This window comes from Oscillibacter sp., from assembly GCF_031978065.1.
GTDB lineage: Bacteria > Bacillota > Clostridia > Oscillospirales > Oscillospiraceae > Oscillibacter.
Window position 1 is genome coordinate 1 of sequence record NZ_DALZCH010000050.1, and the last position, 13,638, is coordinate 13,638.

Genomic DNA, 13,638 nt, shown 5'->3' on the forward strand with positions numbered 1-13,638 from the left:
AATTAGGGCACGGGGAGATTTTGAATAGACGGGCTTGGCGTACAGCACTCCCGGGATAGTAAGATCGTCAGCAAACAGGCCGGTCCCGTTGATTTTTTCGGCGGCGTCAATGCGCTTTGCGTGCTCGTCCATGTGCAGTGCGGTAGGGGCGAGAGGAATTTCCGGCTTCTCCCGGAAAAAGTCTGCCGCCAGCAAAATCGCGTCCTCAATTTTCTTATACCCGGTGCAGCGGCACAGATTGCCCTTAATGGCCAGCTTCACATCCGCTCGGGTGGGATTCAAATTGGCATCCAGCAGGCTTTTGGCTGAAATAATCATACCCGGGATGCAGAAGCCGCACTGCACCGCGCCTGCGGCGGCAAAGCAATGCTCATAGACCTGCATTTCCTCCGGGGCGATGCCCTCCACGGTCAACACCTGCTTTCCCGTAAGCTTGCTTAAAGAAACCACGCAGGCCTTGGTTTTCACGCCGTCCACTAGAACGGTGCAGGTGCCGCAGGCGCCCTCGCTACACCCGTCCTTGGTGGCGGTTAGGTGCAGGTCGTCCCGCAAAAACCGCAGAAGCTTTTTGTCATGAGCGGACTCATACTCTTTTCCGTTAATCGAAACAGTAAACATTTCACTCTTCCTTTCAGAAAATCCGCCCGAGGTTTATACCGCGGGCGGATTTGTGTTGGGTCAGATGCCGAACCGGGTTAAAAACTCGTTCAGCAGATTCATGCAAACGGCCTTGCGGTATTCCGCCGACACACGACCTCGGGTGAGGACCATTCTGTCCGCATAGGCGTTAAGATACTGCTCCTTTAGTCCGCGCGCTTCCTCCAAGGTTTTGCCCAGCAGCATCGCTTCCAAATCCCGATAGCGCAAAACGGTGTCCGCCACGGCGCCGAACGCGGCGGCAATGTTGGAAATTTTGCCATCCTTCTCGGCAAACACGCCCGCGAAGGAAACCCGAGAGATAGCCAGCGCGTTGCGGCCACCGACCTTTTGGTAATAATATTGCTCCAGCCCAATTTTGGGCAGAAGAACCTCCGTAATCAGCTCGTCGTCGGAAAGGTCCAGCTTTTTCCGGCCCAGATAAAATTCCTCCACGGGAACAATGCGCTCGCCCCGCAGGGATTGAAGCCGAATCTTCGCGTCCGCGGCAAATTCAATCAAAACGGAATCCGCCTTTGCGGAGCCGTTGCCCAAGTTTCCGCCGAAGGTGCCTGCGTTGCGGATGGCGGGTGCGGCAATCAGCGCCACGGCGTCCTTCATAATCTGGGGAACCCGGTCGTCTGAAAGCGCCTGCGTAAAGGTCACGCCCGCGCCGATGCGGAGATAGTCCTCGTCCTCGGAGATTTGCTGCAATTCCGAAACCTTGTTTAGAAACAGATAGGTAGCGCCGGGGCGGTTTTCTACCATCAGGTCCGTGCCTCCGGCGTAGGGGACAACGGTATGGGACGTGCGGAGGTTCAGCGCCTCATCCAAAGAGGCGGCGGCATATCCGTTTACCATAGTCCGTTTCCCTCCTTTGCAGCGGCGGATACCGCGTTGATAATGGCGTTATACCCCGTGCAGCGGCAGAGGTTTCCGGAAAGGCCCTCTCGGATTTCATCCTCCGTGGGGTGGGACGTTTTGGAAAGCAGTGCTTCGGCCGCCAGCACCATGCCGGGAATGCAGAAGCCGCACTGCACGGCGGAAACCGCCGCAAACGCCCGGTCCAAAACCGCGTAGCGCTCCGTTTCCCGGAAGCCCTCCATCGTTGTGACGGAGGAGCCTGCCGCCGCGCCCATGGCAACACAGCAGGAGTTGACCAGTACGCCGTCCATCAAAACGGAGCAGGCCCCGCACTCGCCCTCCTTACAGCCGCACTTGACACTGGTGGCGCGGTAAGTGTCCCGCAGAACGTCTAGCAGCCGGTCGGAAGCATTGCCTTCGTAGGAGACTTCCTGCCCGTTGAGGACAAATCGAATCGCATCCATCTCTTATTCAGCCTCCTTCATCATCACGTTCAGGGTGTCCTCGGCGGTAAAAGGCGCATGGTGCAGTGATGCCTTGCCGCCTATCGCCTGCTCCACAGCCTCCACATAGGCCCCGGGCGCGCCCACAAGGGGCAGCTCTCCCGCGCCCTTTGCGCCGTAGGGGCCGTCGGGGTATTGCTCCACATGCAGCATACACTTCAGGTTCGGCACATCCTTTGCGGTGGGAATCAAATAGTCCGAGAAGGAATTGTTGCGGATGCGGCCCTTGCTGTCATACTCCATTTTTTCAATGGAGGCATAGCCGATGCCCTGCAAATAGCCGCCCTCCATCTGCCCAATCACGATGTTGTAGTCGATGGGCGTACCCACGTCGAAGGAGCCGTAGGCTCCCAGAATCTTGGAGATGCCCGTGCAGGTGTCCAACTCCACTTCGATGGCACCCACGCCCCATGCGTAGGTAGGGTACGCGTCGCCCTGAAATTTGTCCAGATAGAAGGGAATCATAAAATCAGGTTCTCTGAAATGCTCCTCCACAATCTGTTCCTCGCCTTCCTTCCACTGGGTGCGCAGGTTGATGGCGGCGCGGCGCAGCAGCTCGCCCACCACCATCAGGGAGCGGGAGGCCACTGTGGGGCCGGAGTCCGGCACGCGGGCGGTATCGGGGTGGTTGTAATAGACCTTTTCCAGCGGAAGATTCAGCTCGTGGGCAACGATTTTTGGGAAGGTGGTCCGCAGGCCCTGCCCAATTTCACCGTTGGAGGCCAAAACCTCCACCGTGCCGTCCGGGTACTTGTGCAGCTTGCACACCGCCTTGATGTGGTCCCGCTCGCCGGAGCCGGTGAAGCCCGCCCCGTGGAACCACAGCGCCATCCCGATGCCTTTGTGGTATCTTCCGGTCTGGGGCTTCTCGTACTCCAGATGCTTTCTGCGGAAGTCGCAGGCCCGGTCCACCTCGTTAATCATCTCGGGCAGAGGAATGGGGAAGTGATACTTGCCGGAGGTGGAGGTGGGATCTCCCTGCCGGGCCAGATTGGATTCCTTGAATTGGAGGGAATCAATCCCCAAATCCCGGGCAATATGATTCATCATCATCTCCACGGCAAAGAAGGTCTGCGGCGCGCCAAAGCCCCGGTATGCGCCGGAGGGCGTGGTATTTGTTTTCAGGGCGCGCCCGTGGACATGCAGATTGTCAAAGCTGTAAACGCCGCTGGCGCAGATGATTCCCCGCTGCAACACCACGGGAGACAGCGTGGTGTATGCTCCGGAGTTGAACTTTACGTCGATATCCATGCCCGTGACCTTGCCGTCCTTCACCGCCACCTTGTAAACGCAAAGCGAGGGGTGTCGCTTGGAGGTGAACTCCAAATCCTCCCGGCGGCCGAAGATGCAGCGGACGGGGGCGTTTGCCTTCCGCGCCGCCACGGCCACCTGACAGCCCAGAATGGAGGGGAACGCTTCCTTCCCACCGAAGCCGCCGCCGGTCACGTCCTGAAGAATGTGAACCTCGTCGGGCCGGAGACCCAGCGCGCGCATCACCGCGCCGTGGACATAATAGGCGCACTGCATGGAGCCGTGGACGTACATATGCCCGTTTTCCTCCGGCTCTGCCATCATGCCCTGCGGCTCCAGATAGGTCTGGTCCTGATAGCCGGTTGAAAATTCTTCTTCGTAAACTTTGTCGGCCTCGGCAAAGGCTTTTTTAAAATTTCCCTTTTCGTACTCATAGTTGAAAAACACGGTGTGGGCCTTGTGCAGGTCCAGCATGGGCTCCAGCGCTTCATAAGAAACCTTGATTTCCGAAAGAATCCGGTCTACGGCCTTCTCCTCCGGGCCAACCACCATGCCGATAGGCTCTCCGATGTACTCCACCGTGTCCCGGGCAAACACCGGGGTGTCGTCCAGCACGATATTTACGTTGTTGTCGCCGGGAACGTCGGTTTTGTCCACATAAAAATACCCGTCCGGCAATGGGGGAACTTCCACGCCCAGCACCTTGGCTCTGGCCAGGGTGGAGCGAAGGAATTTGCCGGTCAAAACGCCGTCGCCAGAATAGTCTCCGACATAAACGGAGCGTCCGGACATTTTTGGCGCATGGTCTTTTTTGACTACCGGCTCACTGATCTTTTCCATCTTGCAATCCCTGCCTCCTCATTTTACAAATTCGTAGCCCTGCTTACAGCTTTGATAATCCTGCTGCGTATCCAGATCAATCCATACGCCCTTGTCGTCTACCGAAACGGTCTGAATCAAGTTTTCATGGCGCTGCCATAGCTGACGCAGCCCGCCGTCGCTTTGAAATGCGAGAATTTCCGGAATCATCCGCGCATCCACCAGCGGCGGGTGCTTCCGCGCCCCGTTCAGCGTTGGAAAAATCACGCTGACGACATTTTGGGGGCGGGCGGAGAGCAGCTTGCGGAAGGTGGACCTGCGCACCACAGGCATGTCGCCCGGCAGCAGAAAAAACGCGTCGCATTCCGGCATGGCCTGGCAGCCAATTTGAATGGAGCGCAGCATGTCGGTGCTTGCAAAGTCGGGGTTTCGCACGGAAACGACGCGTGTACCATAGCGCCAGTGGAGCACCGCGTCCACCTCCGCGCCACGATAGCCCGTCACCACCACGACGGATTGAGCGCTGCCCGATAAAACGCTGTCCACTGTATTTTCAATCAGCGTTTTGCCCCGCAGCGGCATCAGCGGCTTAAATTCGCCCATACGGGAGGAAAGTCCCGCCGCGAGAATCAGACCGCAGACAGTGGGAGCCTCATGCATAAAAAACCACCCCATTTCCTCTGAGAGCAGCCCCGCGCCCAATAGAAAACGGCGCGGTGTGTCCACTCTCATTATGAAAGGGATGGTTTTTGTTCGCAACTTCTTCCTAAAAAGAACTTGCCAAATTCCATTATAAAATTTTGGTTGTTAAAAATCTCTCCTGAAATCGGCTTTGAGTGTAATGAAAAATTTCCTCCTCAAACTGCTGATAGGCCAGCAAGAACGCGATGCCGCGCTCGGTCAGAACGGTGTTCCCTCCGTGCCGCCCGCCCTGCCGTCGCTCCACAACCGCATAGCCCAATTCGATTTCCAACCGGTTGATCATGTCCCATGCCTTGCCGTAGGACAGCGACATGGCCCCGCAGGCCTGGCGCATATTGTGGGTGTCGGCAATCAAAAACAGCAGCAGCTTCAGGCGCGCGTTGAAAAAAGCAAATTCCCGTTCGATGCTCATGCGGATGACGGGGTGCAGAATGGCGTTGTTGTGTTCGGCTAAACGGGCCTGCAACTGCTCTCGATTGTGTACGCTGGTTAAAACGCCCTCGTCCTCCACAGGAAGCCAGACCCGCTTTGCCTCCAGCGTGCGAAGCGCGCCCCGCAGACCGTCCTCACCCCCATAGGCCAGAATTTCGGGGATAATGCTGTCAGACAGCATCACGGGGTGCCCCCCGCAGCTGCGGTAGGACGGCGTGACAATTTCCCCCGCCGTGTTTTTCAGCCGGATCAGCGTGTCCGGCGTGAACATAGGGACATTCACAGGAGCAAACGCAATCCGCTCGCATTTCCCGGACAGATAACGCAGCCCGACCTTCACGGAATCCAGAAGCTGGGGTTGCTCCGGCTGCTCGCTGGAAATAAAAATCACGCCGTAGTTGCTTAGCTGGTATTTCACCTCGTCCTCGTCCACGCCGGTAATCACTACGATGGGAAAAATACCGGCCTGCTGAAAGGAAATGACGATTCGCTTAATGACCGGGATTGTCCCCACCTTCAGCATGGGCAGTGCGGCTTTTTTGCTGGCGGCCGCAATCAGGCCGCCAAATTTGCTGATTCTCATGTCACAGACCCCGCTTCCCACCTTGAAAACACTGTCAACGCCGAGCTTTTCATTTATCATACACATTTTTAGGGGGATGTCAATTCCCCCACAGTCCAAACATGCAGCGGCCTGAAAAAGCATTTCACCGGGGTGCTGTCCGTCACTTTCTAATAGCTGTCATTTCTTGGGCCGTCGCGCGTCAAATTTCTGACTGAACAATGGGCATAAAAGCAGGCACGCCGCGCTTTTGCGCGGCGTGCCTGCCTTCTTTTCAAACGAGGGAGCTTCTGCCAATCCGCTGAGGAGCGGATGGAGGAAGTGACGTGTTTGTTAGCCGTTATCCGCCATTTTGCAATATTTGGAGTAGCGATTTTTCGCGTCCTGCACGGCCTTTTCATAAAGTGCGTCGGCCCGGTCGGGGAAGTTGTTGGCCAGCGCCGCATAGCGGTTTTCGCCCATGAGATAGCCCATGATCTTTCCGGTGTCCGGCTCGGGAGAATCCAACTGGAAGGGATTCTTCCCCTGCTCCGTCAGGCGGGGATCATAGCGATACAGGTGCCAATAGCCGGACTCCACAGCCTTTTTCATCTCGCTCTGGGTGCAGCTCATGCCTGCCTTGATGCCGTGCTCCAGGCAGGGGCAGTATGCGATGATAATGGACGGGCCGGGATAAGCCTCGGCCTCGCGGATGGCCTTGAGGGTCTGGGCCTGATCGTAGCCCATGGCCACCTGCGCCACGTATACGTAGCCGTAGTTCATGAAGATCGCGCCCAAATCCTTCTTGGCAATCTTCTTGCCGCCCGCGGAGAATTTCGCCACGGCGGAGGTGGGGGTAGACTTGGAGGACTGTCCGCCGGTGTTGGAGTAAACCTCGGTGTCCAGCACCAGCAGATTCACGTCCCGGTTCTGGGCCAGCACGTGGTCGATGCCGCCAAAGCCGATATCATAGGCCCAGCCGTCGCCGCCCACGGCCCAGACGGACTTCTTTGCGAGATATTCCCGGCTGTCCAGAACAAACTGAACCTCTTCCGTCTTCTCGCTGCGCTCCAGCGCGGCAATCAGCGCGTCGGACACGGCGCGGGACTGGCTCTTGTCCTCCCAGCCGGTGAGATACGCTTCGATTTCGGAAGCGGCGGTTCCGGCGGCCTTCAGGCTCTCCAGCCGCAGGAACAGCTCCTTGCGGATGGCGTCCTGCGCGTGGAAGAAGCCGTAGGCAAACTCGGCGTTGTCCTCAAACAGGGAGTGTTCCCACGCGGGGCCAAAGCCCCGCTGGTCGCGGCAGTAGGGCAGGATGGGGGCGCCGCCGCTGTACGCGGAGGAGCAGCCCGCAGCGTTGCCGATGTACATGTGGTCGCCCACAAGCTGGCTTACAAGCTTCAGATAGGTGGTTTCCGCGCAGCCCGCGCAGGCGGCGGAGAACTGGAAATAGGGCTTGGCAAACTGAGCGGATTTCACGCTCTTGTCGCTGACCGCGTCCTTTTTGAGATATGCCTCGTTCATGGCAACCTCGTTGAAGTTGGTCTGCTCCGGCTTCATCTCCTCAAAGGGCGTCATCACCAGCGCGTCGGCCATTTTCTCATTCTGGTTGGCGGGGCAGGCCGTCAGGCACACGCCGCAGCCAAGGCAGTCATAGGGAGAAACCTGCACGCGGAAGGAATACTGGGGAGCATCCTTACCAAGGCCCTTGGCGGGAACGGTGGAGAAAGAAGCGGGAACGCCGGCCTTCTCCTCCTCCGTCAGCAGCACGGGGCGCAGCGCCGCGTGGGGACAGACCATGGAGCAGCGGTTGCACTGGATGCAGCTCTCGCCGTTCCACTTGGGGACTGCGGTGGCTACGCCCCGCTTGGAATAGACGGAGGTGCCGTTTTCCCATGTGCCGTCCAGCACGCCGTACTTTTTGAAAACGGAGATGGGAAGCTTGTCACCCTGCTGGCGGTCCATGGGCAGAACAATGTCCCGGACAAAGGGCGTGGTTTCCAGCTCTGCGGCTGGCGCATCCTGCGCCGTGGCCCAGGATGCGGGAATTTCCACCTTCACGGCGGCGCTCACGCCTGCATCCACAGCCCGGTCGTTCAGATCCACGATTTTCTGTCCGGCCTTTTTGAAATAAGAGTTGTAGTTGTTTTTCTTCATGTCCTCCACGGCCACGTCCAGAGGGATTACCTTGGTCAAGGCGAAGAAGACAGCCTGAAGGATGTTGTTGGTTCTGCCGCGCAGGCCGATTTCCTCGGCAATCTTTGCCGCGTCGATGATGTAGAACCGGGCATGCCTGCTGGCAAGCTCCCGTTTCAGCAAGGCGGGGAGGTGCTCCTCCAGCTCGGAAACCGACCACGGACAGTTGAGCAGGTAGATTCCGCCTTCCTTCAGGTCTGCGGCGGTGTCGTACTTGCCGACATAGGTGGGTGCGTGGACAGCCACAAAGTCCGCAGAGGAAACCAGATAAGTGGAGCGGATCGGCTCATCGCCAAAGCGCAGGTGAGACTGGGTCAGTCCGCCGGTTTTCATGGAATCGTAAGAGAAATAGGCCTGAGCATACTTATTCGCCACCAATCCGATGGTGGTGATGGCGTTCTTATTCGCGCCCACCGTGCCGTCGCCGCCAAGCCCCCAGATTTTACAGGAGGTCTGACCAGCGGGGGACAGCTCCAGTTCCTGATAGTCCAAAGAGGTGTTGGTCACGTCATCGTTGATGCCGATGGTAAAGCTGTTTTTGGGCTGGGCCTGACGCAGGTTATCAAACACGGCGACAAACTGGCCCGGAGTGGTGTCCTTGGAGGAGAGGCCATACCGACCGCCCACAATGCGGATGTCGGTCCGGCCCGCCTGATTCAGGGCGGTGACCACGTCGAGATACAGTGGCTCGCCCACGGAGCCGGTTTCTTTGGACCGGTCCAGCACCGCGATTTTCTTGCAGGTGGCGGGAATGGCCTCGGCAAAGTGCTTCACGGAGAAAGGACGGTACAGCCGAACCTGAAGCAGGCCAACCTTCCGCCCGTTGGCGTTGAGGAAGTCCACCGTCTCTTTCACCGTCTCGGAAGCAGAGCACATGATGACGGCCACTTCTTCCGCGTCGGGTACGCCGTAGTAATTAAACAGCTTATAGTCCCGGCCCGTCAGCTTATTGATTTCGTCCATGTAGTGCTGCACGGTGCCCGGCACATCGGCAACCTTTTCGTTGGCGCCTTCCTTGCACTGGAAGTATACGTCGGGGTTGACGTTGTTGCCGCGGTTGGTGGGATGCTCGGGATTGAGGGAGTTCCGGCGGAAGGCCCGCAGGGCGTCGTTATCCAGAAGCCCGCGCAGGTCCTCATAATCCAGCGCCTCAATGCGCTGCATCTCGTGAGAGGTGCGGAATCCGTCAAAGCAATGCATAAACGCATATTTGGAGCGGATGGCCGACAGATGGGCCACCGCCGCCAAGTCCATGCACTCCTGCGGAGTGGCGGACATCAGCATGGCGTACCCGGTGGTACGGCAGGTCATAAAGTCGGTGTGGTCGCCAAAAATGGAATGATGGTTGGAGGTGACCACCCGGGAGGCGATGTGCAGCACGTTGGGGAGGAACTGACCGCCCATAGCGTACATGGCGGGGATCATCAGCATCAGTCCCTGTGCGGAAGTGAAGCTGGTGGTCAGCGCGCCGGCCTGCAAGGAGCCGTGGCAGGTACCCGCCGCGCCGGCCTCGGACTGCATCTGGATCACGTCCACCGTGGATCCAAACAGATTTTTCCGGCCCTTGGCGGACCATTCGTCCACCTTTTCCGCCATGGGGGAAGACGGAGTGATGGGGTAGATGGCCGCTACCTCCGTAAACGCATACGCCACATGCGCCGCGGCTGTGTTGCCGTCCATCACCGCAAGCTTTTTACTCATGGTTTTTTCCCTTCTTTTCCTTTTTTTCGCCCGTTCCGGGCGCTTCCTGAATGAAACGATCGCTCTGTTGCTGTCTTCTTTTGTTCCTATATAAGAACTCTGTTTTTAAATAGGACTTTCACTATTCAGCTTTACCATAGATTTGGCTTTGTGTCAATAGAAGAATTTCTGGTTTTAAAACTTTTTGCGAATATGCTGGGCTTTTTTGGGGCCTCTTGCTTATCGTGTGTATTCCAAAAGAGACATTTGCAACTTCCGCTTGTAACCTGCCGCCCGCTGTGCTAAAGTGTTGAAAGTAAAAATGTTACTGAAATGGAGGCGCAATCTATGCCGCAGGAGCACCGCTCTACCGCCCGGGTGCTGGATATTCTGGAATATCTGGCGATTTCAAAGGACGGCGGAAGCACCTTGACGGAGCTGTCCGTGGCGCTGGATGCGCCGAAGAGCAGCCTTTTTCCCATTCTTCACACACTGCTCAGCCGGAAATACATTCGACTGGACCGCCGGTCAAACCGATATTATATTGGTATCAGCGCCTATGCGCTGGGCAGCAGCTTTGCGGCCAATCAAGGCGCCGTGGATTTTATCTTGCAGGTGATGGAGGCCGTTGTGGAAAGTTGCGAGGAAACCTGCCAGATGGGCGTTTTGGACCGGGATAAGGTGCTTTACATCCGCAAGGTGGACTCGCCGCAGCCCATCCGCATGATCTCCCATGTGGGAAACCGGCTGCCCGCCAACGGAACGGCTATTGGAAAGGCCCTGCTGAGCGACCTGAAGGATGAAGAGGTTCGAGAGTTGTATGCCGATGGATTTCCTCGCCTGACAGCTCATACCGTGGTGGATTTCGACACGCTGCTTGGGCAGCTTGCGCAAATCCGAAAAACCGGCGTTGCGTGGGAGAAGGAGGAATCGGCGGAGCAGCTATACTGCTGGGCCGTTCCGTTGCGCAGGGACGGGCAGACCTTTGCCGCGCTCAGCGTGGCCGTTCCGATGTTTCGCTGCTCGGAGGAGAAAAAAGCGCTGGTGCTGGATTGTCTCACGCAGGCCAAGCGGGAAATTGAGCTGATCGCCGAGGCCCGGGGCTTTCTTCCAGAGTCGATTTAAACCTTTTTAAGCGGGCCACAGGAAGAAAAAGAACAGATGTATACAAAAACCGCGCGGAGCCTGCCCCTGTGTCTATGGGGCAGGCTCCGCGCATATTTAAATGACTTTGGCGATGAACTGAATCAGATTAAAATACTTTCCGCCCTCGGCCTCCATCATTTTGATGTCGCCGGCAACAACGGGATGGTAGGCAGTCAGCCATTCATCCCATGCCTGCTTGCAGCAGCACATTTCGCGGACATCCACAATTTCAATCCCCGCTTCTTTACTCCACAAAGCTTTCCACCAGGCAAGGGAGCGGATCGTCCGTGCCACATCGTCATTCCAGAACGGCTTCATTTCTTCGGGAACAGTTTCCCCAAATTCGTATTTCAGGCCGGGAATGGCAATGGCAATATAGCCGCCTTTTTTCACAAAGGGAAGGAGCGACGGAAGCATTTCTTCCGTGTCGCCGAAATAGTGATAGGCGTCCACAGTGAACAGCAGGTCAAAATATCCGTTGGCAAAGGGAAGGCCCTTGGTCGCGTCTGCGGAAATAGGAACGGCTTTGTGGTCAATGCCAATGGATTGAAAACGCTCATGGTTTTCAGTGGGCGAAATCCAAAGGTCGGCGGCGAACACAGAGGCGCCATATTTTTCTGTAAGCAGGAGCGTCGAAAGGCCGCACCCGCAGCCAAGATCAAGAATTCGCGTATACTCGTTGATGCTCAGGTGCGACGCCAATTCCTCCGCAACTCGCAGGGCGTTTGGCCCCATCATAGTTTCCTTTAAAAACTCTGCGTTTTTATTGTCGGACATAAATTGGTTTGTAAATGAAAACATACTGTTTTTCCTTTCTAATGATGCCTTATAGAAAGAAAACAAAAAAGCGCAGTATATCACTGCGCTACAAACTACACCATTATCATAAATGATGTCCGTTCAATCTGTAAGGCAGTCTTTGACAACACAAATAAGAGCAGATAACTGCCCATCTCATGCGCGTAACTTAAATCCTTACAGGACGACCGACATCAACACACCACACTTTCGTTTCGTTACTATATCATGCTGCGGTCATTCTGTCAATGCAAGCCGTCTGAAGGAATAGCCGGGATGGATATGAGCAAGAAAATATTATTGGCAGGTGATGAAAAGAGAATTGTCGCCCTTATGAAAAGCTATTTTGAGCTGGCGGACCTCCTATAACGGGAAGGTAACGTCTACGCTTGCCATGTTAGGACAAACAGCTATCATCAGGCGACGAAATAGAAAAGCCAAACGGATTCGCAGCTTTGAAGCTTTTTATGCGCACATGAATATGAAGCGAAACCGGGGCAGGACAGCGGTTACGATTCTTTCGCTTGTCATGAGTATTACCGTATTCGTAGCATTGCAAAGTTTTTTAGAGCTGTTGGATGCGTCTAAAGATGTTCGAAAATGCATCTTGGGGACTACTCCGCCACCAGCCAAGCCCTTGGTTCCTCTCCGGAAAAACTGACAAAATTAAAAAACGTTTCGGGGATTTAGCCTACGACGAAATTACGCAGAAAAATGAGTACACAGAACTTTATTCGACACTGACGCAGTGGGTGGACCGTTCTTCTGTTAAACAGGCAATTCAGGAGCTTTGCGGTAAAAGGGGAGGAACGTGGCTTTCTTAGCCAACACAGACCGGCAGCTTAGAGAAAGCTATAAATAAATCAAATTGCTGGCGTAGGGGTTGATTTTATTTTTCGGACTGATCGGTATTTTATATATCAGTAACGCGGTATACACAAACATTCATATACATGTAGCTGAAATCGGGGTGCGGCGCGCAATCGGCATGAGTGCCGGAAGCCTTTATAAGACGTTTCTCTGGAAGAGGCATATTACGGCATGATTGCTTCCGTAATCGTAGACGGGGCCGGATATATTTGCGTGATTTTTCTAGGTTCTGCCCAGACAGATACCGTACAGCTTGTGTCCATTCCGTTTCGTTCCATTGTGGATGCGGAGACTGGTTCTATTTCCGGTAATAACGGAGTGCCACAGATGAAGACCTCCGCCACCCGCGCCTCTCTGGGCGGGAAGCAGACATCTTCTGCGTTTCGATAAAATCACCTCCTTTTATATTTAGAATATAGTAAAGGGGGGCCACGAATTTTTAACAAGTATTCAAGAGAAGCTGTAATATTGATAAAGGAGCTACACCATGTAAATTTATGACAATTATAGATGTTCGCGTTGTAATTCGCCATATGGCGGATGCTTATGCTGCTGTGGGTATTATTACTGCCCGGCGCAGGGCCCGACAGGCCCGACAGGAGCATTTGACTCAGTCGAACCAATCTTCAACGTAATTGGGACTTCTGGCTCCGCGGAAATGACGCTAGGCTCGGAATTGATATTCCAATCAACCACGCTTGATATTACCGTAACACAGGGCTCCGCGATTGTGACGATTGAAGATCCAAATTCCGGGGCGACCGGCCCCACCGGCCCCACCGGCCCCACCGGCGCAACTGGGCCCACTGGCGCAACCGGCGCGGACGGAGCACAGGGCCTCATTGGCCCCACCGGGCCGACCGGAGATACAGGTCCCACTGGGCCGACCGGAGATGCAGGTCCCACCGGTCCGACCGGAGATGCAGGCCCCACCGGTCCGACCGGAGATGCAGGCCCCACCGGGCCGACCGGAGACGCAGGTCCCACTGGGCCGACCGGAGATGCAGGTCCCACTGGGCCGACAGGCGCAGATGGCCCCACGGGCCCGACCGGAGATGCAGGTCTCACTGGGCCGACCGGCGCAGCTGGCCCCACGGGTCCGACCGGAGACGCAGGCCCCACCGGGCCGACCGGAGACGCAGGTTCCACCGGGCCGACCGGAGATACAGGTCCCACTGGGCCGACCGGAGATGCAGGTCC

12 protein-coding genes and 1 pseudogene are annotated in these 13,638 nt (G+C 56.2%); 4 read left to right on the plus strand and 9 right to left on the minus strand.

Translation table 11 applies throughout. From position 1 onward, the window contains the following. The 7 genes from RTK01_RS08985 to nifJ form a co-directional block, all read right to left on the minus strand. The coding region (locus RTK01_RS08985; RefSeq protein ID WP_312280655.1) for a 2Fe-2S iron-sulfur cluster-binding protein at nt 1-618 on the minus strand (618 nt) is incomplete at its 3' end. A gap of 60 nt (nt 619-678) precedes the next feature. Further along, nucleotides 679-1,497, minus strand: a complete 819-nt coding sequence (locus tag RTK01_RS08990; protein WP_312280656.1) for an FAD binding domain-containing protein — start codon at nt 1,495-1,497, stop codon at nt 679-681. Further along, entirely contained in the window at nt 1,491-1,964 is a 474-nt protein-coding gene (locus tag RTK01_RS08995) for a 2Fe-2S iron-sulfur cluster-binding protein (protein ID WP_312280657.1), read from the minus strand. The genes RTK01_RS08990 and RTK01_RS08995 overlap by 7 nt, the downstream gene beginning before the upstream one ends. 3 nt (nt 1,965-1,967) lie before the next feature. Beyond that, the gene (locus RTK01_RS09000) at nt 1,968-4,094 is read right to left on the minus strand and encodes a xanthine dehydrogenase family protein molybdopterin-binding subunit (protein WP_312280658.1); all 2,127 of its coding nucleotides are present in this window, start codon (nt 4,092-4,094) and stop codon (nt 1,968-1,970) included. A gap of 18 nt (nt 4,095-4,112) precedes the next feature. Then, nucleotides 4,113-4,733, minus strand: a complete 621-nt coding sequence (locus tag RTK01_RS09005) for a nucleotidyltransferase family protein (RefSeq protein ID WP_312280659.1) — start codon at nt 4,731-4,733, stop codon at nt 4,113-4,115. Between the two features lie 130 nt (nt 4,734-4,863). Beyond that, complete coding sequence (locus tag RTK01_RS09010) at nt 4,864-5,790, minus strand: NTP transferase domain-containing protein (protein ID WP_312280660.1); 927 nt, start codon at nt 5,788-5,790, stop codon at nt 4,864-4,866. Nucleotides 5,791-6,102: 312 nt separating this feature from the next. Continuing rightward, nucleotides 6,103-9,645, minus strand: a complete 3,543-nt coding sequence (gene nifJ / locus RTK01_RS09015; RefSeq protein ID WP_312280661.1) for a pyruvate:ferredoxin (flavodoxin) oxidoreductase — start codon at nt 9,643-9,645, stop codon at nt 6,103-6,105. 327 nt (nt 9,646-9,972) lie between these two features. Here nifJ and RTK01_RS09020 point away from each other — a divergent pair, with 327 nt between their 5' ends. Next, nucleotides 9,973-10,749 (plus strand): IclR family transcriptional regulator, encoded by a 777-nt coding sequence (locus tag RTK01_RS09020; protein WP_312280662.1) that lies wholly within the window; start codon nt 9,973-9,975, stop codon nt 10,747-10,749. A 96-nt stretch (nt 10,750-10,845) separates the two neighbouring features. Here RTK01_RS09020 and RTK01_RS09025 read toward each other — a convergent pair whose 3' ends face one another. Next, nucleotides 10,846-11,571, minus strand: a complete 726-nt coding sequence (locus tag RTK01_RS09025) for a methyltransferase domain-containing protein (RefSeq protein ID WP_312280663.1) — start codon at nt 11,569-11,571, stop codon at nt 10,846-10,848. A gap of 587 nt (nt 11,572-12,158) precedes the next feature. Between RTK01_RS09025 and RTK01_RS09030 the strand changes: the two genes are divergently transcribed. The 3 genes from RTK01_RS09030 to RTK01_RS09040 are packed head-to-tail and all read left to right on the plus strand — an operon-like array spanning nt 12,159 to nt 12,828. Then, nucleotides 12,159-12,392 carry a hypothetical protein gene (locus RTK01_RS09030; protein ID WP_312280664.1) on the plus strand — a complete coding sequence of 78 codons (234 nt, stop codon included), beginning with the start codon at nt 12,159-12,161 and terminating at the stop codon, nt 12,390-12,392. A 59-nt stretch (nt 12,393-12,451) separates the two neighbouring features. Beyond that, the gene (locus RTK01_RS09035; protein ID WP_312280665.1) at nt 12,452-12,613 is read left to right on the plus strand and encodes an FtsX-like permease family protein; all 162 of its coding nucleotides are present in this window, start codon (nt 12,452-12,454) and stop codon (nt 12,611-12,613) included. Beyond that, complete coding sequence (locus RTK01_RS09040) at nt 12,610-12,828, plus strand: hypothetical protein (protein WP_312280666.1); 219 nt, start codon at nt 12,610-12,612, stop codon at nt 12,826-12,828. Before RTK01_RS09035 ends, RTK01_RS09040 begins: the two co-directional genes overlap by 4 nt. A gap of 298 nt (nt 12,829-13,126) precedes the next feature. On the opposite strand, the pseudogene RTK01_RS09045 reads toward RTK01_RS09040, so the two are convergent. Next, nucleotides 13,127-13,638, minus strand: a pseudogene (locus RTK01_RS09045) (hypothetical protein); the annotation flags it as partial.